The organism is Thalassospira sp. Z349TD_5, from assembly GCF_056173045.1.
This window is the reverse complement of the sequence record NZ_CM149654.1, coordinates 4504417-4526362: the sequence shown is the minus strand read 5'-3', so window position 1 is coordinate 4526362 and position 21946 is coordinate 4504417. Positions and strand designations below refer to the sequence as shown.

Here is a 21946-nt window from a genome sequence, read left to right as displayed (position 1 = left end):
GTTGACACGACCACCTGAAAGGCACGGCAATGTTTGACTATCTGCGTGATCCGCAGGAAATCTATGCCAAAAGCTTTGCCACCATCGAAGCCGAGGCCGACCTTGCCCGCTTTTCAGATGATCAGCGGCCCGTTGCCATACGCATCATTCATGCCTGTGGCATGGTGGAAATCACCGATCAGATTGCCTTTGGCGGCGATGTCATTGCCAATGCCACCGATGCATTGCGGAACCGCAAACCGATCCTCTGTGACGCGGAAATGGTCCGGCATGGCATCATTTCGCGGCTGCTTCCGGCGGAAAACCCGGTTCTGTGTACCTTGAATGATGGCGATACCCATGGGCTGGCCCGTCAGATGGGCACAACCCGCTCCGCCGCCGCAGTTGAGGCGTGGGCCGATCATATCGAAGGCGCAATAATTGCCGTCGGTAATGCGCCGACAGCACTTTTCCATCTGCTTGATGCCATTCATCATGGCCGCATGGCCAAACCAGCCGCGATTATTGGTATGCCCGTCGGGTTTGTCGGGGCGCGTGAAAGCAAGGATGCGCTGATTGAATATGCCGGGGACGTTCCGTTCATCACGCTGCGCGGTCGATTTGGCGGCAGTGCGGTGGCCGCCGCCACCGTAAATGCCCTGGCGCGGCTGGCCCGCGACGACGGAGCAACACCGGATGGCACCCCGGGTCGCACGGCAGGGGTATCATCATGAACGAACAAGCTCCGTTAAAAGGCCGCATCACGGTGATTGGCATTGGCGAAGATGGCTATGACGGCCTGTCGCCCATGGCGCGCACCATCCTTGAAAATGCCCGGATTATTTTTGGCGGTACGCGCCATATTGCCATGTTGCCCGGAACCAACACCGCAACCCAAAACAAATGGATCACCCCGTTTGAAGCCAATCTTCCGATGATTGAGGATTGCCTTGATCAAAACCCGGTGGTTCTGGCCAGTGGTGACCCGATGTATTTCGGGGTAGGCAATACGCTGATTAAGTATTTCGGACCCGAACCAATATATGCCATCCCGGCACCATCAAGCATTTCCATCGCCGCATCGCGGCTGGGTTGGCCGCTGGCCGATTGTGATGTGATTACATTGCATGGGCGTGCCCCGGAAGGTATCCGGTCGCATTTGCGCCCGCACGGCAAGCTGATCGCGCTCAGTGCCGATGGATCGACCCCGGCCTTGGTCGCGGTGATGCTGTGTGAAGCCGGGTTCGATCAAAGCCGCATGACGGTTTGTGAACGACTTGGCGGATCAGAAGAACGCATCACCACCCAGACCGCCCAGACTTGGCAGTCCACCGCAACGTCGATGCCCGATGTCAAACCGGTTGATCCGCTAAACCTGATCATGATTGACCTTCAGGCCGGCCCAAAGGCCCGACCACTGCCCAAAGGACCAGGCTTGCCTGATGATGCCTTTATCCATGACGGCATGATCACCAAGTCGGAAATCCGTGCGCAGACTTTGTCATCATTGGCCCCGTTTGACGGTGGGGTTTTGTGGGACATCGGGGCGGGATGTGGATCGGTTTCAATTGAATGGATGCGTATGGGCGGTGTTGCAGTCGCGATTGAGCGCGACGCAGAACGCTGCGCGATGATCGGTAAAAATGCCATTCTCCTTGGTGTCCCGGGCATTGCAGTTGAAGAAAAAACCATCGAAGAAGCCCTTCTGTTCGCAGATCGCCTTCCCGTTCCAGATGCCATTTTCATTGGTGGGGGCATTACCCATGACGGCCTGCTTGAGAAATGCTGGGATGTCTTGCCAGTACACGGACGGCTGGTCGCCAATACGGTGACACTGGAAGGCGAAGAAAAATTGTTACGTTTCTATAATAAAATGGGTGGCACGCTGTCGCGACTGTCGGTATCCCGACTGGTCCCGCGTGGCAACTTTAAGGGCTGGAGCAACCTTGCCCCCGTCACCCACTATGTCGGAGTAAAAGCATGAACCGTGCGGAACCATTATCCGCAAGCCCCCAAAGCCATCCGGTCGCCGGAACGGCTTATGGTCTTGGCATCGGTCCGGGGGAGCCCGACCTGATCACGTTAAAGGCCTATAACATCCTGCAAAAGGCCGATGTGATTGCCTATCCCGCCCTTGAAGATGGCGTCAGCCTTGCCCGGCAAATCGTCGATACGCACATCCCAAAAGGCCGCACCGAAATTGCCATTCGCATCGAAATGGGCAAACCGGCTGATCCGATCTATGACGCGGCTGCGCTTGAAATTGGCCAGCATCTGGCGGCGGGTAAAACGGTGGCGGTTTTATGCGAAGGCGATCCGTTCTTCTACGGCAGTTTCATGTATCTCTATGGCCGTCTGGCCGATGCCGGGCATTCGGTTGAAACGGTCCCCGGTGTCAGTTCGATGATGGCCTGTGCCGCACAGCTTGGCGCCCCACTTGCCGCCAAGAATGACGTTTTGCAAGTCATCCCCGGACCGCTGGATAAAGACCGCCTGCGCACGCAGCTTGGCAATACCGATGCCGCCGCAATCATCAAGCTTGGCCGTCATTTTACCAAAGTCCGCGATGTGATTAATGAGCTGGGCCTGACGGATCGGGCGCGCTATATCGAACGCGCCACCCTTGATAGCCAGAAAATGGTGCCATTGGCCGATCTTCCAGCCGATGCCACGGCCCCGTATTTTTCGATGATCCTGATCCACCGTCGCGGAGACGCATGGCGATGACCGCCCATAACAGCTCAAACACTCCGGTACCGGCCTTGCCGACCCATCCGATTGCCCCGATTGCGGTGATTTGCCTCACACAGCGCGCCCTTCCGATGGCAAAACGCATTGCCGCCAGCCTGCAGGGCGCGTCGGTTCATGGTCTGCGCACCCGGGTTTCGACCAAGGATGTCGATGTCGCCTTTGACGATACCATTGCGCATCTGCAACGAACATTTTCATCCGATCATGTGATCATTGGTGTCTGTGCGTCGGGCATTCTGATCCGCGCACTCGCACCGCTTCTGGCCGGAAAGTGGCAGGATGCCGCCGTGCTTGCAGTTGATGAAGCCGGTAAAACCTTTATCCCGCTTTTGGGCGGGCATCATGGTGGTAACCGGCTGGCGCGCGATTTGGCAGACCGCCTTGGTGGCATTGCGGCCATCACAACACCGGGCGATGCCATGCTGGGGCTTGCCCTTGATGAACCGCCCAAGGGGTGGAAACTCGGCACGCCTGAAACGATCAAGCCCGCGACCGCCGCCCTTTTGGCCGGGGCAACTGCGCGTCTTGAGATTGAGGCAGGGTCTGCCGCATGGCTGACCAACAGTACCCTTCCGCAGTCTGAGGACGGCACCATCCTGATCACGGCAACCGCACGCGAAGGTGCCGATGATGGCGCGATCAGCGATGTATCAGATACGGCCATCACATATCACCCGCCCGTCCTTGCGCTGGGCGTTGGGTGTGAGCGTGGCTGTCCGATTGATGACTTGTATGACCTTGTCACTGAAACGCTGGCAGGGCAGTGTCTGAGCGTCAAGGCAATTGCCTGTGTCACCTCGATTGATCTTAAGGCCGACGAGGCGTGCGTCCATGAACTGGCCCGTCGCCTTGGTATCCCGGCCCGGTTCTTTGATGCGCAAACGCTTGAGGCCGAGGCAGACCGGCTTGTCACCCCGTCTGATGTGGTCTTTGCCGAAACCGGCTGTCACGGCGTTGCCGAGGGTGCCGCCCTTGCGACCGTTGGTCCAAATGGCAAATTGATCGTCCCCAAACACAAAACCAAACGTGCGACCTGTGCGGTTGCATTGTCACAAGATGACATCACACCTGAAACCGTGGGCAAAGCCCAGGGCAAGTTATCGATTGTCGGCATTGGGCCGGGTCAAACCGGCTGGCGCAGCCCGGAAGCCTCCGAACTGATTGGTCGGGCAACCGACATTGTCGGCTATCAGATGTATCTTGATCTTCTGGGTCCGTTAATTGACGGCAAGGATTGCCATCATTCCGACCTTGGCGCCGAAGAAGCCCGCGCGCGCCATGCGCTTGAACTGGCGGCGACCGGCAAGGACGTTGCCCTGATCGGATCGGGCGATGCCGGGATTTATGCGTTGGCAACATTGGTGTTCGAACTGCTCGATCGTGAAGATCACAGTGACTGGAACCGGGTTGCGGTTCAGGTGTCACCGGGGATTTCCGCCCTTCAGGCCGCCGCATCGCGGATTGGTGCACCGCTGGGGCATGATTTCTGTGCGATTTCGCTGTCGGACCTTCTGACCCCGCGTGACGATATCCTGCGCCGCCTTAAGGCTGCAGCCGAAGGCGACTTTGTCATTGCGTTCTATAACCCGGTATCCAAACGCCGCCGTGATTTGCTGGCCAAGGCGCGTGATATCCTTTTGGAACACCGCAATGCTGATACGCCCGTCGTACTTGGCCGTCAGCTGGGCCGCCCTGATGAGGAAATCACGGTCGTTCCGCTTTCGAAACTAGAAGTTGATATGGTCGATATGTTGACCACGGTTCTGGTCGGATCAAGCAACAGCCGCCACGTTACCCGTGGTGAAAACCAATGGGTCTATACCCCGCGCGGTTATGCCAAAAAGGGCCCGGATGCCGCCAACGCCCCGGTTTCCAGCAGTACCTCCACATCCAAAAACGACAAGGCAGAATAATGACCGTTCATTTTATTGGCGCTGGCCCCGGCGCCCCGGACCTGATCACAGTACGTGGTTTGCGGCTGATCGAAAAATGCCCGGTGTGTCTGTATGCCGGATCGCTGGTGCCCGAAGAAATCGTGACATCGGCCCCGGAAGGTGCGCATGTGGTTGACACCGCATCGATGCATCTTGATGAAATCATTGACGAAATCGAAGCGGCCCACGCCAAGGACCAGGATGTTGCGCGTGTTCATTCGGGCGATCCGTCGATTTATGGCGCCATTGCCGAACAAATCCGCCGACTGGATGATCTTGGCATTGCCTATGACATTACGCCGGGCGTTTCGGCCTATGCGGCAACCGCGGCTGAAATCGGGGCGGAATTGACCCTGCCCGACATTTCACAAACCGTGATCCTGACGCGCACAGCCATGCGGTCATCAAGCATGCCAGACGGCGAAAGTCTCTCGGAACTTGGTAAATCGCGTGCAACACTGGCGGTGCATCTGTCGATCAATAATCTGGTCAATGTCGTGCGAGATCTAACCCCGCATTACGGCGAAGATTGCCCGGTGGTGATTGCCTATCGTGCAACATGGCCCGATCAACAGTATATCTTTGGCACCCTTGGCGATATCCGTGCGAAAGTCAAAGGCAGCGGCATCACCCGTACCGCCCTGATCATGGTGGGCGACGTTTTCGGGCGAAAAGATTTTACCGACTCCCGACTTTACGCCGCAGACCACACTCATGTTCTACGCCCGGCCAAGGCATAAGAAATCCGGGCGGGCGCATGTCCGCCCGTTTTTTGCACAAAGCGCCTAAGCACGAAGTTTATTTTTTACGCAGAACCAACAGTTTGCTGAAAAATATGACATTTCAACCCTGAACATCCTTGACCACCCAATCCCGTGACGCCTTTAATCAAAAGGTCACAAAGGGAAGAGCGCATGTTCAATGAGATGAAGATGGACGACCAGGTTCGCGAACCTTATCGCGCCTTGGTTGAATGGATGGAAGCAAGCGGCCCCGAGGTTCTCGAACAAAAACGTCTCGAGGCCGAAACTCTGTTCCGTAAGATCGGGATTACATTTGCCGTTTACGGCGAAGGCGGCGATCCCGAACGGCTCATACCCTTCGATTTGATCCCGCGTATTTTTACCGCTGGCGAATGGCGCAAGCTTGAACGCGGCGTCAAACAGCGTGCGCGCGCACTCAACACATTTTTATATGACGTCTATCACAATGCGGAAATCATCAAAGCCGGGATCGTTCCTGCCGATCTGGTTTTCAAAAATGCGGCGTTCGAGCCCGCCGTGATCGGCATTGATCCACCGCGCAAGGTTTATAGCCATATTGTCGGTGTCAACATCGTGCGCACCGGGCCAGAAGATTTTTACGTTCTTGAAGACAACTGCCGCACACCATCTGGTGTGTCTTATATGCTTGAGAACCGCGAAATCATGATGCGCATGTTCCCCGATCTGTTCAAAAGCCTTCGGATTGAGCCGGTCGAAAGTTATCCCGACATGTTGCTCAAGACGCTCAAAAGCATCGCGCCCGATAAATGTGACCGCGATCCCAATATTGTGGTTCTGACCCCCGGCGCGATGAACAGTGCCTATTACGAACATTCATTCCTTGCTGACCAAATGGGCGTCGAACTGGTCGAAGGACAGGATTTGTTTGTGTCCGATGGCCGGGTTTATATGCGCACCACACGTGGTCCGGAACGGGTTGATGTGATTTATCGCCGCATTGATGACGACTATATCGACCCGCTTTGTTTCCGCTCTGATTCAGTTCTGGGTATTCCCGGCCTTATGAATGTCTACCGATCCGGCGGGGTTGCCATTTGTTCGGCCCCGGGGGCCGGGGTTGCCGACGACAAGGCGGTTTATACCTATGTCCCGGACATGATCCGTTTTTACCTTGGTCAGGAACCGATCCTTAATAACGTTCCAACGTGGAAATGCGGCAAGCCTGATGATCTGAAATATGTGCTCGAAAACCTCGGCGAATTGGTGGTTAAGGAAGTCCATGGTTCGGGCGGATACGGCATGCTGGTTGGCCCGGCATCGACCAAAGAAGAACAGGTCGCCTATGCCCAACGTATCAAAGCTGATCCGGGCGATTTTATTGCCCAGCCAACCCTTGCGCTTTCTGCCTGCCCGACGTTCGTTGAAAGTGGCATTGCCCCGCGCCATGTCGATTTCCGGCCCTTCTGCCTTGTCGGAGATACTATTCGTCTTGCACCGGGTGGATTAACCCGTGTTGCCATGCGTGAAGGATCGCTTGTGGTGAACTCGTCACAGGGCGGCGGGGTCAAGGATACATGGATCATGACCGATTAACGAAAAGGGGGTTTAGAGATGCTTAGTCGTACTGCTGACAACCTTTTCTGGTTGTCGAGATATGTTGAGCGGGCTGAAAATATGGCCCGTCTGATGGAAATGGGCTATCGCATGGCGATGATGCCAGCGGTCGGTGATGGCAATCGATCCGAATGGGAATCGGTTTTGTCCGCGTCGGGCTGCCACGCCGGATATGATCCCAATGCGCCGCTTCGCCAGGAAGAGGTTGCCAATTTCCTGATCTTTAGCCGGGAAAACCCGTCATCGATCATTAATTGCTTTGAAGCGGCACGCGCCAGTGCGCGCGCCATGCGCACAGCCATCACCGCAGAAATGTGGGAGGCACTTAATAATGCCTTGATGGAGCTTCGCCGCCCATCAATGCACAATCTGGCCAAGAATGATCTTCCCGAATTCATTGATTGGGTAAAACGTCAGGGGTCACTGTTTCGCGGTACAACCGATTCAACACTTCTGCGCAATGACGGCTATGACTTTATCCGTCTGGGCACCTTTATTGAACGGGCCGATAACACCGCCCGCCTTCTGGATGTGAAATATTACGTCCTGCTGCCTGAAACCAGCATGGTGGGTGACGGGGTTGATAACTATCAATGGACCACGGTCTTACGTGCGGCATCGTCATTGCGTGCGTTCCACTGGGTGTACCGGGATGATTATTCGCCCTACCGGATTGCGCATTTCCTGATCCTGAACCCGTTTAGTCCGCGCTCCCTTGCCCATTGCTCCGAACAGATCACCCAGCATCTTGAACGGCTGGCGCGCCATTACGGGCAACGTCGCCCGGTTCACGGCGAAGCGGTTGAGATGTATTCAATGCTGACCCAAAGTGACATGGAAGAAATCTTTGCAACCGGACTCCATGGCTTTTTGAATGACTTTCAGGCGCGCAACCGCGCACTTTCGGCTGCAATTGCCGAGACCTATTATTTTGGGGGACAATGAAATGCGCCTGACAGTCGAACATCACACCCACTACCGGTATGACACTCCTGTGCGTTATGTGGTGCAAAGCCTTAAAATGACCCCGGCGGAATTTGACGGTCAAAAAATCCTGAGCTGGTCGATCAAGGCCAAGGGATGCGTAATCAGTTCGGAATTCACCGACGGGAACGGCGATATTATCAGCACCTTAACCGCAGTCGGACCGGTCGATGACGTTGAAATTGTCGTCACAGGCGAAGTTGAGACCACCGACATGGCTGGTGTTTTACGCGGGCACAAGGAACGCGCGTTTCCCGAAGTGTTCCTGCGGTCAACCCCCATGACCAAATCAAGTGCGGCCATTCGCAAACTGGCCGAAAAGGCTGCCAAAAAGACCAAAGACGGAAACCTTCTTGAACGTGCCCATGCATTGGCCGATGCCGTGTCAGACGCGATTGTCTTTGCACCGGGCACGACAGATGTTCACACCACCGCCGCCGATGCATTGGCCGATGGTAAGGGGGTTTGTCAGGACCACACACATGTTCTGCTTTCTGCAGCACGTCATCTTGGCATTCCGGCACGCTATGTTTCGGGATATTTGTTTGCCGACCTGCATGGCAAACCACACGAGGCATCCCATGCATGGGCGGAGCTTTACTTACCTGAATTGGGGTGGGTCGGATTTGATGCCGCAAACCGCTGTTGCCCGACCGATTTTTATATTCGTCTGGGGTCTGGACTTGATGGGCAGGTGGCCACACCTATTAGGGGCGTACATACTGGTGGTGCTAACGAGAATTTGGATGTATCAGTGGTCGTTGCGCAATCACAACAATAGCCGGACCCATTAAGACATGACCTACTGCGTCGGTTTGATGCTGAAAGAAGGATTGGTTTTCCTTTCTGATACCCGCACGAATGCTGGCCTTGATAACATTTCGCGCTATCGCAAGATGTTTACTTGGGAAGTTCCGGGTGACCGCGCGATTGTGGCACTTTCGGCTGGTAACCTTGCGATTACACAGGCCGTCATGAGCACATTGCATGAAGCCATCGATGATCCCGATACAAAGCCCGGCGATTGCATCCTTAGCGCGCCAAGTATGTTTTGCGTGGCCGAGTTGGTCGGTCAGGCCATGCAAAAGGTCCAACTGAAATACCATGATACGCTTGAACAGCATCATGAAAGCAGTGCGGCCTCGATCATGATCGGCGGGCAGCGCAAGGGCGGCGATCAACGCCTGTTTCTGGTCTATGCGGCGGGCAACTTTATTGAAGCCACCGAAGACACGCCATACCTGCAAATTGGCGAGCATAAATACGGCAAACCAATCCTTGATCGCGTGATCACGCCCAACACCCCGATCCACGAAGGGGTTAAGGCCGCCTTGCTGTCGATGGACTCGACCCTGCGTTCGAACCTGTCGGTCGGCATGCCGCTTGACCTTGCCGTACTGCCCGATGATGCATGTGAATTTTCCGAATTGCGCCGGATCGAAGCCGAAGACCCCGGTTTTCACGCGCTGTCATCTGCCTGGTCAACGGCCCTGCGCGATGCCTTTGCCATGATGCCTGACGAACATAGCACCCCAACAGACGACTAAACCCCGTACGGAACAAAGACGTTTTACACATTCCCCGCCGATATAAACCCCGGTGGGGAATTTGCATGCTCGACAAGTGCGCGCATGCAAATTATCTATAAAATCATGAAAAACGAATCTGATACCACGATCACCGGGCGCATCACCCGTGCCTTGGCCGACCGCATTATTTCTGGCGACATCGCGCCGGGCACCAAATTGCGTCAGGATCACTTTGCCGAGGAATTTGACGCCAGTCACGTACCGGTCCGCGAGGCATTCAGGCGGCTCGAAGCGCAAGGGCTTGTCGTTAGCGAACCACGCCGGGGTGTCCGCGTTGCCAGTTTCGATATCGCCGAAGTGCGCGAAGTCGCTGAAATGCGCGCATCGCTTGAAGTTCTGGCCCTGCGCCACGCAGCCCCGCATCTAACCAGTGCGATCCTTGACGAGGCAGAAGCCATCAACCGGGCCGGGGAAAATGCCCCGGATGTCCGCGCATGGGAGGAAGCCAACAAGGCGTTTCATCGTATCATTCTTGAACCCTGCAATATGCCGCGTTTGATGGCGACAATTGATGATTTACATGCCGCAAGTGCACGGTTCCTGTTTTCGGGATTCCGTATGGAATGGGAAGCCCCGACCGATCAAGACCACCGCGCCATTCTACGCGCCCTGCATGAACATCAGTTTGATGTGGCTGCCGCGACCCTTGCCCGTCACGTCAAATGGATCGGCACCAAAACCGGGGCCAAACGACATATGCGCGCGCCTTCATAAGCCGAAATCACCCCTTTTTCTGGTCTGATGATTGGATGGATGCCACGGCTTGCATCTGCCTGTGCCGTATTATGCGTAAATTTTCCAATTTTATAGATAATTTTTAGTGTTTAAATTCAATAATATAAGTGTATGCCGTTAAATATTTTGCCGAATTTTGCCGTTTGGTGAATTTTAAGATTGATTTTAAGCACCAATAGCGCCGTAATTAATAGATCAGATTCATTTTTATAGATAATTTTGAATTCCGGTCTTAAGGAGCCGTCATCATCATGGTCAGTCCCGTTTCACATGCGACATCTCCATCATTGAATAATCCGGTTATGGCAGGGGCAAAATACTGCCTTATGGTCGTGCTTGGCGTCGCTTTGATCACCGCCAGTGCCAAAACCACCGTTCCGTTCTGGCCTGTACCGATGACCTTGCAAACCATGGCGATCATGGCAATTGCGGTCGCCACTGGCCCGCGCATCGCCGTTGCAACCATGCTGGCCTATCTCGCGGTGGGGGCCGCCGGTTTACCCGTCTTTGCCGGAACGCCGGAACGCGGGATTGGCATTGCCTATATGATGGGCCCAACCGGTGGCTATCTGGCCGGATACCTGATTGCGGCGGGCTTTGTTGGTGCGCTGGCGCGTGGTCGCGGTGCTTTTGGCCGCTTTGTCGTGATGATGGCGGGCATGGTGCCGGTTTATCTTTTGGGGCTAGCAGGGCTTTCGGGTTTTGTCGCCTCGGAAAAGGTTGTTGCGCTTGGCTTCACCCCATTCATTTTGGGCGACACCATCAAGATTGCACTGGTGGCCCTTGGCGGTGCTGCGATCACGCGCCTGACCAAACGTAAACCATCAAACCGCGCTGATGCGGCCTGATCCCATGACAGCAGGATCAACCGATATGGCAACGGCCCCCCGCACCCTTTGCGGCGATGCGCCCAAAACCTCATCCGATGCAGCGCGCCATGACTGGACGGTTGACGCGGTTGAGGCGATTTATCGCAGCCCCCTTCTTGAACTGCTGGGGCGGGCCAATGCCGTGCATCGCATCCATCACGATCCGACGCATGTGCAAAAGGCCAGCCTGCTGTCAATCAAGACCGGCGGTTGCCCCGAAGACTGCGCCTACTGCCCGCAATCGGCCCACCACCGGGAGGTCAAACTGGGCAAGGAACAGTTGATGGACCCGGCATCGGTCATTGAAATGGCCACCCGTGCAAAGGATGCAGGCGCGGATCGTTTCTGTATGGGGGCGGCATGGCGCCAAGTGCGCGACGGGGCCGCATTTGATGCGGTACTTGAGATGGTGCGCGGTGTGCATGACCTTGGCATGGAAGCCTGCGTCACATTGGGGATGCTCGAACCCCATCACGCGCAGCAGCTTAAACAGGCCGGACTGACTGCCTACAACCATAACCTTGATACCAGCCCGGAATTCTACGACCAGATCATCACCACGCGCACCTATCAGGATCGGCTTGATACACTGGCCGCCGTGCGCAGCCACGGTATTGATTTGTGCTGTGGCGGGATTATTGGCATGGGTGAAACCATCCGTGACCGGGCATCGATGCTTCAGGTTCTGGCCAAGTTTTCGCCCCATCCCGAAAGTGTGCCGATCAACGCCCTTGTTCCGGTGGCGGGAACGCCACTTGCCCATCGCGATCCGATTGATCCGCTGGAACTGGTGCGCATGGTTGCAACCGCACGCATCGTCATGCCGACATCGACCGTGCGCCTGTCTGCCGGGCGTACAGACCTTAACCGCGAAGCACAGATCATGTGCCTGATGGCCGGGGCCAATTCGGTGTTTTACGGTGAAAAGCTTTTGACCACGCCCAATCCGGAAGAAGACAGCGACACTGCCCTTTTCAAGGCACTGGGTCCGATCGCGGCCTGAAACAGTTCAACCCCCGAACCCGTACCGCCCGTACGGGTTTCAATTGGCGAAGCTCCTTTAATCCGGGGGCTTCGCCATTTTTTTTAATCGGTGGGTATCTATGGGCAGGAAAAGGGATCAGTTGGCTTCTGCCGTTTCGCGGGGCTGATAGATAAAGCCATGAGCCGGATAGATACGGCCAAAGGTGCCCAGTGTGTTCATCATGCGCACTTGCGACCAGTCATTATTGGGCGAAACGTCAACCACGGGCTGACGGTAATGGACTTTGCCGCGTGTGCGCGAATCACCGCCCCAGTTGGCTTGGTTCACCAATATCTTGCGATTATCGAGAATGGCTGAAACAACCGCAACATGGCCCAGTTTCAAACGTGACGTTTTACGCAAGGTCAGGACCGCGCCAACTTGGGGCTGATGTCCACGTGCGTAATTCTTGTTGCCAGCCTGCGCCCACCATGTCCAGGCATCGCCATAAATCTCAATCCCTGAGACTTCACGGGCATAGGGCACACATTGCAAAAACTTGCTGGTCGGGGCAAAGCTGTTGAGATGGGAGTTCGGCACGCTAACATTGGTCAGGAGCTGAACCGTATCACTGGGCATCGGCCCATCAGACCGGGAAACCGATTTTGCGGTGGTAAAGCATGCAGACAGCATCAAACACAATCCGACGATCCCGATCAGGCGCATCTCAGTTCCCCAAAAACATCACAATGAATGACCTTAGCCCGACAGGGTTTAAGTAATTGTTTATTGTTGCCCGTCATTGGCATGACATCGGCATTTAACGGCGCGCCCCGATCTTGCCAATCCGATACAGCCGCCACAGGCCAATAAGGGCGGCACACAAGATCAAGACGCCTGACCCGCGCGCGGTATATTGAATGTTACCGGCCTCAGATATCGCGCCAAGCAACGTCCCACCCAGCGCCATGCCGCCAAAGCTGGTTGCACTCCAGAAACTCATTACCCGACCGCGCAGCCGGTTATCAACGGTCAGTTGCAGGGCGGTTTGCGACCCCACCCCGACCAATGTCAAACCCCCACCGGTCAGTGCGACCAGAACAACCGCCATTTCGTACCATGGGGCAAATCCAAGCCCCAGCATCCCGACCGACGCGCCAAAGGCACCATAAATCGTAATGCGCTGATAATCGGCCGCGTTCGATCCGACCCGTGACAGGAAAAAGGTCGATGCCACCGCCCCGACCCCGCCCGCAGATGCCAGCATGCCAAGCCCGGTGACACCACGTTCATAAACCGCCTCGGCAAAGACCGGCATCAGTTCGACCATGCCGGTTCCCACCAGCGACACAAAGCATGACAACGCCAGTACAGACCGGATCATCGGATGGTGAATAGCATAACGCGCCCCATCGACAAGCGATGCCCAGATACGCCGACTTTTGGCATCGGGCGCGCGGTCCATATGGATCGTCACCACCGAAATCACAAAGATCATTGGAAGGTAACTGAGCGCGTTGATCATAAAGGCCGCACCCGTGCCCCAAGTCGCAATCACAACCCCACCAACAGCCGGTCCCACCAGACGCGAAATATTGAAATTCATCGCCGCATAGGCCACGGCCCGGCTCATGAATTCGCGCTTTACAATCACCGGCACCAGTGACAGCCGCACCGGTGTCATCGCACTGCCCAGAATGCCCATGGATCCCGCCAGCACCACCATCCACGGCAGGCTCATCATATCGGCATAGGACAAGCCCATCAGAAGGAACGACACAGCCGCCTGTCCCAGATTGATCACCATGGCGGTACGGCGCAAATCAACCCGGTCGGCCATCACCCCGAAAATTGGACCAAGGAAAAAGGCCGGTGCGAAATTCAATGCGGCAATTGTCCCGGTCCAGAATGCCGATCCAGTCAAAGACCACGCCAGCCATGACATGGCGATTTTCTGCACCCACAGGCCCTGGGTCGTGATGCATTGCCCAACCAGAAACAGGATAAAATTACGATCAGAAAAGATCGACCGCGGACGTATATCGCCCGACGTGGAAACCACGCGCGTTGATGATGGCTCGGGTTGGTCAGGGGCAGGTGACGGCAAGGAGACTCCAATCGTCAAAAGACAGGCAGATCAGGTTTGGCAAGGACGCAAGGAGGGATGGCACAAAAGCGCCCAAGAAGTCGCACACCGCCAATGATCTATCACAAAGACGATAAGGGCGATTGTCCGATTATACGAAAGACATGCCAGATTGGCATTAATTCTTCGCAATTCATTTGTAGAATACCTTCCCAAAGCAGATCAAAGAACACATATCAAAATCGGGAAACCTGCCGGTCAAAACAGCAAGAAAGCCGGAGAACGTCCTCGAACAGCCTTTGTGACAGCGCCGGGGTATCGCACCGAATGAACCAGTCTTTCCGCGAGATCGAACGCGAACAATTCGCTATTAATCCGAAAACGTGCGAGTGGACGCTGCGCGCGATGACCGCCCTTCGCGCCAATATCGACATCAATATCAAGATGCATGGTGCGCAAGACCATCTGGCACAGGGCGATATTTTCATGTTCAACCATTTCGCCCGGTTTGAAACATTTATCCCGCAGTATCTGATCGCATTGGAAACCGGTGTTTATTGCCGCTCCATCGCATCGGGGGAATTTTTTGCGCAGGACAATACCTTTTCACGCTATTTGCGTGCGCTGGGCGGGGTGCCCAACAATTATGAACGGCTGTTGCCCTTTCTGGCCGAGGAAATCCTGCGCGGCGGCAAGGTCGTCGTCTTCCCCGAAGGCGGCATGGTCAAGGACCGGCGCGTCACGCTTAACGATCGCCCACATCCCAAACGCCCCGATTATAGTGTGTATTCCCGATCCGCCGACGCCAGACGTGCCCACCATACCGGTGCCGCCCTTCTGGGACTTTGTATTGATGGCTTTAAAATCGGTTTGTCCGCGCTGATTGCCAAGGGCGATACGCGTGAACTTACCCGCTGGGCCGGTATTCTTGAGGTCGATGAAGATACGCTGCGGACCGTTTTGGCCAAACAAACCTTGATGTTCCCGGCCAACATTACCTTTCATCCGCTCCGCGTGGATCAGAATATTCTTGCCCGGGCGGCTGACATGTTTACCGGCGGGCTGAGCCCGAAAATGGCCGAAGAACTGATCATTGAAGGCAACCTAATGTTCAAACAGACCGATATGGATATTCGTCTGGGCGATCCGGTTGACCCACGCGGTCAGTTTAACTGGCTTGATCGGCGGCTTCTGGCCCGGCGCGTACAACGCGCGGGCAGCATTGATGATTTATTCAAACCGGCCAAAACCCTTGAAACCCTGCCAGATCGGGTTACGCAGTATGCCCTGACGCGTCATATCTCGCCGCTTCGCGATCACTGCATGGCGGTGATGTATTCCAACCTGACGATCAACGTCAGTCATCTGGCGTCACGCCTGATTATGATGTGGCTTGATGATGGGGTCACGGAAGTCGATATCGAACATTTTGACCGCACGCTTTATCTGGCGATCAAAAACATACAGCAGGTCGATACGGTTCATCTGCATCGCGGCATGCTGAACCCGGCCGATTATATTGGCATCTTTGATTTGAAGTGTCCGCAAATCCGGTTCTTTATCGACAGTGCGGTTCAACTGGGCCTGATCGAGCGCCGTGACGGAAAATACTGCTTCCTGGAGAAATTACAGGCCGAAGCCGGGTTTGATCAAATCCGCATGGACAACCCGATCATGGTTTATGCCAACGAAATGTCCCCAATCCATGCGGTATGGCAGGCACTTGAACGGGCCCGTGCCGAAGTTGATAACCTGACAGATCGCGACATTGCCCATCGCCAGTTCGATGATGAAATCCGGGCGTGGCAATGGAACCGCAAAAGATACGAAAAACGCAAGTACGATACGATCAATTCACAGGAAACCGCCACTGCCGACAGCCGCCCTTACTTGAACCTGCCCAACGGCAATGAGCATTTCACACTTGGCATTTTGCTGGTGCACGGGTTTCTGGCATCCCCGGCGGAACTGTATGAACTGGGCGAAAAATTTGCCGCACAGGGCCATGCCGTCATGGGTGTACGGCTTGCAGGTCATGGGACATCGCCCCATGAATTACAAAGACGCAAATGGACCGATTGGTTGGCATCTGTCCGACGTGGCTATGACATTCTCGCACCGTTTTGCGACCAGATCATTATCGTCGGTTTTTCCACTGGCGGTGCACTGGCAGCGATCCATGCAAGTTCCCATCCTGAAAAACTGACCGCCTTGGTTCTGGCCGGAACACCGCTTAAGTTCCGCAATCGCAATCTGATGTTTGTGCCGTTGCTGTATGGTGCGAACAAGCTGATGGGCTGGATGCCATCGGCACAGGAAATGCTGAGCTTCCGAACAAACGAGTCAGAACATCCCGAGATCAATTACCGCAACATTCCCATCGGCGGATTGTATCAGTTGCGCCAGGCGGTGGCGGAAATGCAGCGTTGTCTGCCCGATATTGAATGCCCGACCCTGATCTTGCAGGGCGATGGCGATCAGGTGGTTGATCCGGCCAGTGCACGCATGATCAAACGCCTTGCCACCGGCATAACCGATCTGGATGTGCAGATGCTGAAATCCGATCGTCATGGCATCCTCAATGAGGATATCGACAATGCGCAGGAACGCATCCTGCAGTTCGTCGAACGTCATGTCAACTCACCACATCGTATGCCCAAGGTGATTTCTGCGGAATAGCGTCATGGCCTAGCCCACCACGGCGGGAATAAACCCTCACAGGTCTGTTTGGACATGGATGAATGTCAGTTGAATGGTGCAAGACACTTCGGCATCAGGACTTGATATCTTTTGGGCGCCATTTGCGCCATTTGCGTCATTTGCACCATTGGAAACCTCGATCATCATCATTGCGCAACTTCCGCGGCCAAGGCATTCTATGCTCCGTTATCCCCACTAACATCGGGGCAAGCCCCATAAACGGAGCCCTCCATGAGCAGCTTTGGCGCAGAAGTTATCTGGACCCGTTCGGCAACGGAAAAGTTTACCGACCGCCGGTATTCCCGCGGCCATGTCTGGCGATTTGATGGCGGGGTCGAAATTCCGGCGTCATCATCGCCGCATGTCGTGCCGTTGCCCTATTCGGTTGAGGAAAATGTCGACCCCGAAGAAGCCTATGTCGCCGCACTTTCAAGCTGCCACATGTTGTTCTTCCTGCATTTTGCGTCTGATAGCGGCCTTGTTGTTGACCGTTATGTCGATGCTGCCACAGGGGAAATGGCAAAGATCGATGGCAAAACCATGATCACCAAAGTTGCGCTTAAGCCAAGTGTGACCTATCTCGGCAATGCGCCGGACACAGGCCTTGAAGCCGAGCTTCATCATCGCGCCCACGAAGCCTGCTTTCTTGCCAATTCGGTCAAAACAGAAATCACGGTGACCCCGGTATCATAACCGGCACCACCGTGTATTCCTGACCGTAGGCTCAGGACCTATTAATTTGGTTTGAATGGTTGATCGGATTTGTGCGGATACGCGGAGCGAAGCCGCAGGAAGTTATATATCTTTCAAGGTTTTGCGACAAAGTAGCCCGTGCAAATCCGGTTAATCCAAGGGACAGACGTTATATTTGCAAACTCCTGCGTCAAACCCCTTGTCCGGGATACCAGCCCGCCCGGCGGGCTTTTCCTCGGATTTCACAAATATAACGTCTGCCATTCCAATCAAATTAATAGGTCCTGAGCCTAGACATTCCAGCAATCAGCTGGTCGGTTTTTGTGCGCAAATGGCATAGCGATGCTGTGCGCCGCGCTCAAGCCCCTTGGCAAAGCTGATGTGTTTCTTTTGCGCGCTGTGGATTTGCTTGAGGTCGAAATCAACCGTGATCGGGTCAAACCCGGTTTGGCGGAGCATTGCTGAAACCTCATCAGACCGTGCGCCACCCGAAAAATGCACGCGGGCCAGAATATCACGGTGGGTTTTCATCTGTGGCGCCACCTCGGCCGCTTTGCGCAGGCCAAGTGTCTGAATGACATCGGCCATCGCCTTATTAAGCTTACTGGCCCAAGTTGATGAAACAAAATCACCATCGACCACCAACAGTTTTCCGCCCGGTTTCAGCACCCGGAACCATTCAACAAATGCGGCGGCCGGATCAACCAGCGTCCAAACCAGATGGCGCGTCACAATCACATCATAACTGTTATCTGGCTCAAGCGTATTTTCCGCGTCGCCGAGCAGGAACTGGATATTTGAGCCGCGCTGTTTTGATTTGGCGCGCGCCTTTTCAAGCATGGTTTCAGACCAATCAAGCCCGGTCACCGCAAACTCAAGATCATGCATCAGATGGCTGATCACAGCGGTCCCACTGGCAAGGTCAAGGGCGCGGCGACCATTGCCTTTTCCAATGTGACGTTCAAAAAGCGCATGCCACGCCGCCCGTTCCGTTTCAGAAAAGATTTCATGGCCGGGTTGTTCGTCAAAAGTCGCCGCACGCATCGACCAATATTCTTTGATCTCTTCACGCAGGGAGTAATTGCTGGCCTCATTCATGGTGTCGTTATGCCCTCAACAGCGGAAAACGCGAGATTTCCGCGATTTGTCTCGATCTCTAACAGATGTTCAAATTGCTATTTCGCAAATAAATCGCATTAGCATTGCGAAAAACATTGATTTGCATTCTCAATAACTGATAATCCCGCATCAGGGCAATCCTAAATGAGGGAACGGGAATGAAAATTTTTGGTGCAATTGCAGCGCTGACGATGTTGGTTGCGGGGTCTGCACAGGCCGCCGAATCGGTTAAAATTACCGACGTCGCCGGACGGGAAGTTTCGGTAAACCTGCCGGTTGAACGCGTAATCCTTGGCGAAGGCCGCCTGATTTATGGGTTGGCAACGCTTGATAGCGAAGATCCTTTCGCCCGTGTTGTTGGCTGGCGCGATGACCTGAAAAAGGCCGACCCGCAAACCTATGACATCTATGCTGCGAAATATCCGCGCGTTGACGAGATTCCCACCTTTGGTGGCATGAAGGATGGCACGTTCGATGTCGAACAGGCGATCTCGCTGAAACCGGATGTCGTGATCATGAATCTCGAATCCAAAGGTGCGACCGAAGATGGCGGTTTTGATGAAAAACTTGCCGCCGTTGGCATTCCGCTGGTCTATATCGATTTTCGTGAAGCGCCGATCAAGAACACCGAAACCAGCATGAAAATTCTTGGCCAACTGACTGGCAAGGTTCAGAAAGCCGACGAATTCATCACATTCCGCAGTGATCATATCAACGAAGTCACCGCACGGCTTTCCAAGGCAAATCCGGAAAAACCCAATGTCTTTATCGAACGTGCTGCGGGCTATTCCGAAGAATGCTGCATGTCGTTTGGCAACGAAAACTTTGGCAAGATGGTTGAAATGGCCGGCGGTATAAACATCGCTGCTGCGATCATTCCGGGCACATTTGGCACCATCAACCCCGAACAGGTTGTAGCATCAAACCCCGATCAGGTGATTGCAACGGGTGCCAGCTGGGAAGCCTATTCCCCCGGTGGGGCCTGGGTTGGACTTGGCCCGAATGCCGATATGGTTGAAGCCCATCGCAAACTTGTTGGCCTGACAGAACGCCCGGCCTTTACCGGCATCAAGGCCGTCGAAAACGGCAAGGTTCATGCGGTATGGCATCAGTTCTATAACAGCCCTTATCAGTTCGTTGTCATCGAACAGATGGCCAAATGGCTGCACCCGGATCTGTTTGCCGATATCGACCCTGAAGCAACCTTCAAGGAACTTCACGACCGCTTCCTGCCGATTGACTATCAGCCGGGTTATTTCATCTCCATTAGCGATACCGTCACAAACTAATGACACCCAAACAAATATCTGTCGAAGCCGGGAGCGTGCACTACAAAGCACGCTCCTTGCGTCGTTTTTTGCTGCTGCTCGCGATGGGCGGGGCATTGTTTCTCTCGTTTGCGGTCGATCTGGCGACGGGACCGGCGAACTATCCGCTGTCTGATGTGATTGCCACCCTGCTTAATCCCGGGGCTGCAAGCGATCAGATGCGTGTCGTGATCTGGGAGATCCGCATGCCGGTTGCGCTAATGGCGCTAACTGTCGGGGCAGCCCTGTCAACGGCTGGTGCACAGATGCAAACCATCCTTGCCAACCCGCTTGCCAGCCCCTTTACGCTTGGCATTTCGGCCGCCGCCGGATTTGGCGCGGCCCTGGCGCTGGTTCTGGGCGTCGCGCTCGTACCGTCCCTTGTCGAATTTATCATTCCGATCAATGCCTTCATCATGGCCATGGGCGCAGCGCTGATCATTCATTTCTTTAGCCGTATGCGTGGTGTCACGGTCGAAACCATTGTTTTGCTGGGCATCGCACTGGTCTTTACCTTCAACGCGCTTCTGGCCCTGTTGCAATATCTCGCCAGTGAGCAGGCGCTGGCTGCTGTTGTCTTCTGGACGATGGGTAGCCTGGTGAAAGCCACCTGGACCAAGGTTGCGGTCACTGCCGCCGCCGTTGCGATTGCCCTGCCGCTGTTTACCAAACAAGCATGGGCCTTGACCGCCCTTCGTCTGGGCGATGCCAAGGCAGAAAGTTTCGGCGTCAATGTTCAGGGTCTACGCCTGCGCACCATGCTGATCGTAAGCCTTCTGGCGGCAATCCCGGTATCGTTTGTTGGCACCATCGGCTTTATCGGGCTGGTTGGCCCGCATATCGCCCGCATGCTGGTGGGCGAAGACCAGCGCTTCTTCCTGCCCGCTTCGGTTCTGTGCGGGGCCCTGATCCTGTCGGCAACCTCGGTACTCTCCAAATTGCTGATCCCAGGTGCGATCTTGCCGATCGGGGTGATTACCGCCCTCGTCGGTGTGCCGTTCTTCTTCTCGTTGATTTTCGCAAGTCGGAGGAAATCATGGTAACGCTGCAACTTGAAAATATCGGAGCGCGGTATGGCAAGGTTCAGGTGGTTTCGGGTGTTACGACACCTTTGATCAAACCGGGCACTGTCACCGCCGTCATCGGCCCCAATGCAGCAGGTAAATCCAGCCTGTTCAAACGCATTGCGGGACTGGCCAAGGGGGAGGGCACGGTCGATACCGGGTCTGCCGCCAAACAGCGCAACACCATTTGCTATATGCCGCAGGATACCGGATCAACCGCCGTTTTGTCGGTCTATGAGTCGGTCATTCTTGCCGCCAAGCAGGGATCAAGTTTACGCGTGCGTGATGATGAACTGACCCGCATTGATGGCATTCTTGCTGCCTTGCGTATTTCAGACCTGTCGGCACGCAATCTGGGCGAGCTCAGCGGCGGACAACGCCAATTGGTTGCCATCGCCCAGACACTGGTGCGGGACCCGAAAATCCTTCTGATGGATGAACCAACCTCGGCCCTTGATCTGCATCGCCAGATGGAGGTTCTGTCTTTCATGCGTGATATCGCCAAAGGGCAAAACATCATTGTCCTGATCGCCATTCACGATCTGAACCACGCGCTTCAATATTGCGATCAGGCCATGGCGATCCGCGATGGCCGCATGGTGGCTTTCGGCCCCTGTGCCGATGTCATCGACAGCGACCTGTTGCGCGATGTCTATCAGGTCGATGGCCATGTCGAATATAATTCGCTTGGTCATGCTCACGTTGTCTTGCGCGGCCCGCATGATGAAACCAACAGCCGCCATAGCACAGCCGTGATGCATAATCCCGTCTCGGACATGTCACTGGCTGCTCAATAAGCATTCGCAAGAATCTCTGCTGACACGGATACATGG

20 protein-coding genes are annotated in these 21946 nt (G+C 55.0%); 17 read left to right on the top strand and 3 right to left on the bottom strand.

The features are described 5' to 3' along the window. Positions 1–29 precede the first annotated feature (29 nt). The 12 genes from AC0VXT_RS20865 to bioB all read left to right on the top strand — a co-directional run bounded on the left by AC0VXT_RS20865 (position 30) and on the right by bioB (position 12183). The gene (locus tag AC0VXT_RS20865; RefSeq protein ID WP_475546928.1) at positions 30–713 is read left to right on the top strand and encodes a precorrin-8X methylmutase; all 684 of its coding nucleotides are present in this window, start codon (positions 30–32) and stop codon (positions 711–713) included. Continuing rightward, a complete protein-coding gene (gene cbiE, locus AC0VXT_RS20860; RefSeq protein ID WP_475546927.1) occupies positions 710–1963 on the top strand; it encodes a precorrin-6y C5,15-methyltransferase (decarboxylating) subunit CbiE in 1254 nt (417 codons plus the stop codon). Before AC0VXT_RS20865 ends, cbiE begins: the two co-directional genes overlap by 4 nt. After that, the gene (gene cobI / locus AC0VXT_RS20855; protein ID WP_102785164.1) at positions 1960–2706 is read left to right on the top strand and encodes a precorrin-2 C(20)-methyltransferase; all 747 of its coding nucleotides are present in this window, start codon (positions 1960–1962) and stop codon (positions 2704–2706) included. Before cbiE ends, cobI begins: the two co-directional genes overlap by 4 nt. Beyond that, on the top strand, positions 2697–4643 hold the full coding sequence (gene cobJ / locus AC0VXT_RS20850) for a precorrin-3B C(17)-methyltransferase (RefSeq protein WP_475546926.1): 1947 nt from the start codon (positions 2697–2699) through the stop codon (positions 4641–4643). Before cobI ends, cobJ begins: the two co-directional genes overlap by 10 nt. Beyond that, complete coding sequence (gene cobM / locus AC0VXT_RS20845; RefSeq protein ID WP_475546925.1) at positions 4643–5404, top strand: precorrin-4 C(11)-methyltransferase; 762 nt, start codon at positions 4643–4645, stop codon at positions 5402–5404. Before cobJ ends, cobM begins: the two co-directional genes overlap by 1 nt. 174 nt (positions 5405–5578) lie before the next feature. Continuing rightward, entirely contained in the window at positions 5579–6982 is a 1404-nt protein-coding gene (locus AC0VXT_RS20840) for a circularly permuted type 2 ATP-grasp protein (protein ID WP_475546924.1), read from the top strand. 18 nt (positions 6983–7000) lie between these two features. After that, entirely contained in the window at positions 7001–7948 is a 948-nt protein-coding gene (locus tag AC0VXT_RS20835) for an alpha-E domain-containing protein (RefSeq protein WP_475546923.1), read from the top strand. Position 7949: 1 nt separating this feature from the next. Further along, positions 7950–8768: a transglutaminase family protein gene (locus tag AC0VXT_RS20830; protein ID WP_475546922.1), complete on the top strand. Its 819-nt coding sequence runs from the start codon at positions 7950–7952 to the stop codon at positions 8766–8768. A 16-nt stretch (positions 8769–8784) separates the two neighbouring features. After that, positions 8785–9534 (top strand): proteasome-type protease, encoded by a 750-nt coding sequence (locus tag AC0VXT_RS20825; RefSeq protein WP_475546921.1) that lies wholly within the window; start codon positions 8785–8787, stop codon positions 9532–9534. Between the two features lie 84 nt (positions 9535–9618). After that, complete coding sequence (locus AC0VXT_RS20820; protein ID WP_475546920.1) at positions 9619–10290, top strand: GntR family transcriptional regulator; 672 nt, start codon at positions 9619–9621, stop codon at positions 10288–10290. 272 nt (positions 10291–10562) lie between these two features. Then, positions 10563–11159 (top strand): biotin transporter BioY, encoded by a 597-nt coding sequence (locus tag AC0VXT_RS20815; RefSeq protein WP_475546919.1) that lies wholly within the window; start codon positions 10563–10565, stop codon positions 11157–11159. Between the two features lie 25 nt (positions 11160–11184). Further along, entirely contained in the window at positions 11185–12183 is a 999-nt protein-coding gene (bioB, locus tag AC0VXT_RS20810; protein WP_475546918.1) for a biotin synthase BioB, read from the top strand. Positions 12184–12300: 117 nt separating this feature from the next. Here bioB and AC0VXT_RS20805 read toward each other — a convergent pair whose 3' ends face one another. Both AC0VXT_RS20805 and AC0VXT_RS20800 read right to left on the bottom strand, forming a co-directional pair. Next, the gene (locus tag AC0VXT_RS20805) at positions 12301–12870 is read right to left on the bottom strand and encodes a CHAP domain-containing protein (protein ID WP_475546917.1); all 570 of its coding nucleotides are present in this window, start codon (positions 12868–12870) and stop codon (positions 12301–12303) included. A 94-nt stretch (positions 12871–12964) separates the two neighbouring features. Beyond that, positions 12965–14251, bottom strand: coding sequence for an MFS transporter (locus AC0VXT_RS20800; RefSeq protein WP_475546916.1), 1287 nt, complete (start codon positions 14249–14251; stop codon positions 12965–12967). Between the two features lie 306 nt (positions 14252–14557). On the opposite strand from AC0VXT_RS20800, the gene AC0VXT_RS20795 reads away from it, so the two are divergent. Both AC0VXT_RS20795 and AC0VXT_RS20790 read left to right on the top strand, forming a co-directional pair. Continuing rightward, entirely contained in the window at positions 14558–16909 is a 2352-nt protein-coding gene (locus AC0VXT_RS20795; RefSeq protein WP_475546915.1) for an alpha/beta hydrolase, read from the top strand. A gap of 252 nt (positions 16910–17161) precedes the next feature. Next, positions 17162–17623: an OsmC family protein gene (locus AC0VXT_RS20790; protein ID WP_475546914.1), complete on the top strand. Its 462-nt coding sequence runs from the start codon at positions 17162–17164 to the stop codon at positions 17621–17623. Between the two features lie 306 nt (positions 17624–17929). Here the strand turns inward: AC0VXT_RS20790 and AC0VXT_RS20785 are convergent, their stop codons facing one another. Next, entirely contained in the window at positions 17930–18721 is a 792-nt protein-coding gene (locus tag AC0VXT_RS20785) for a class I SAM-dependent methyltransferase (RefSeq protein WP_475546913.1), read from the bottom strand. A gap of 179 nt (positions 18722–18900) precedes the next feature. Between AC0VXT_RS20785 and AC0VXT_RS20780 the strand changes: the two genes are divergently transcribed. The 3 genes from AC0VXT_RS20780 to AC0VXT_RS20770 are packed head-to-tail and all read left to right on the top strand — an operon-like array spanning position 18901 to position 21910. After that, the gene (locus AC0VXT_RS20780) at positions 18901–20031 is read left to right on the top strand and encodes an ABC transporter substrate-binding protein (RefSeq protein WP_475546912.1); all 1131 of its coding nucleotides are present in this window, start codon (positions 18901–18903) and stop codon (positions 20029–20031) included. A gap of 35 nt (positions 20032–20066) precedes the next feature. Then, a complete protein-coding gene (locus AC0VXT_RS20775) occupies positions 20067–21092 on the top strand; it encodes a FecCD family ABC transporter permease (protein WP_240626367.1) in 1026 nt (341 codons plus the stop codon). Next, complete coding sequence (locus AC0VXT_RS20770) at positions 21086–21910, top strand: ABC transporter ATP-binding protein (RefSeq protein WP_022733758.1); 825 nt, start codon at positions 21086–21088, stop codon at positions 21908–21910. The genes AC0VXT_RS20775 and AC0VXT_RS20770 overlap by 7 nt, the downstream gene beginning before the upstream one ends. Positions 21911–21946: the final 36 nt, after the last annotated feature.

Bases quoted from the DNA above. Each gene is read 5' to 3' on its own strand.
- AC0VXT_RS20865 (WP_475546928.1), top strand. From the start codon at position 30: ATGTTTGACTATCTGCGTGATCCGCAGGAAATCTATGCCAAAAGCTTT.
- cbiE (WP_475546927.1), top strand. From the start codon at position 710: ATGAACGAACAAGCTCCGTTAAAAGGCCGCATCACGGTGATTGGCATT.
- cobI (WP_102785164.1), top strand. From the start codon at position 1,960: ATGAACCGTGCGGAACCATTATCCGCAAGCCCCCAAAGCCATCCGGTC.
- cobJ (WP_475546926.1), top strand. From the start codon at position 2,697: ATGGCGATGACCGCCCATAACAGCTCAAACACTCCGGTACCGGCCTTG.
- cobM (WP_475546925.1), top strand. From the start codon at position 4,643: ATGACCGTTCATTTTATTGGCGCTGGCCCCGGCGCCCCGGACCTGATC.
- AC0VXT_RS20840 (WP_475546924.1), top strand. From the start codon at position 5,579: ATGTTCAATGAGATGAAGATGGACGACCAGGTTCGCGAACCTTATCGC.
- AC0VXT_RS20835 (WP_475546923.1), top strand. From the start codon at position 7,001: ATGCTTAGTCGTACTGCTGACAACCTTTTCTGGTTGTCGAGATATGTT.
- AC0VXT_RS20830 (WP_475546922.1), top strand. From the start codon at position 7,950: ATGCGCCTGACAGTCGAACATCACACCCACTACCGGTATGACACTCCT.
- AC0VXT_RS20825 (WP_475546921.1), top strand. From the start codon at position 8,785: ATGACCTACTGCGTCGGTTTGATGCTGAAAGAAGGATTGGTTTTCCTT.
- AC0VXT_RS20820 (WP_475546920.1), top strand. From the start codon at position 9,619: ATGCAAATTATCTATAAAATCATGAAAAACGAATCTGATACCACGATC.
- AC0VXT_RS20815 (WP_475546919.1), top strand. From the start codon at position 10,563: ATGGTCAGTCCCGTTTCACATGCGACATCTCCATCATTGAATAATCCG.
- bioB (WP_475546918.1), top strand. From the start codon at position 11,185: ATGGCAACGGCCCCCCGCACCCTTTGCGGCGATGCGCCCAAAACCTCA.
- AC0VXT_RS20805 (WP_475546917.1), bottom strand. From the start codon at position 12,870: ATGCGCCTGATCGGGATCGTCGGATTGTGTTTGATGCTGTCTGCATGC.
- AC0VXT_RS20795 (WP_475546915.1), top strand. From the start codon at position 14,558: ATGAACCAGTCTTTCCGCGAGATCGAACGCGAACAATTCGCTATTAAT.
- AC0VXT_RS20790 (WP_475546914.1), top strand. From the start codon at position 17,162: ATGAGCAGCTTTGGCGCAGAAGTTATCTGGACCCGTTCGGCAACGGAA.
- AC0VXT_RS20785 (WP_475546913.1), bottom strand. From the start codon at position 18,721: ATGAATGAGGCCAGCAATTACTCCCTGCGTGAAGAGATCAAAGAATAT.
- AC0VXT_RS20780 (WP_475546912.1), top strand. From the start codon at position 18,901: ATGAAAATTTTTGGTGCAATTGCAGCGCTGACGATGTTGGTTGCGGGG.
- AC0VXT_RS20770 (WP_022733758.1), top strand. From the start codon at position 21,086: ATGGTAACGCTGCAACTTGAAAATATCGGAGCGCGGTATGGCAAGGTT.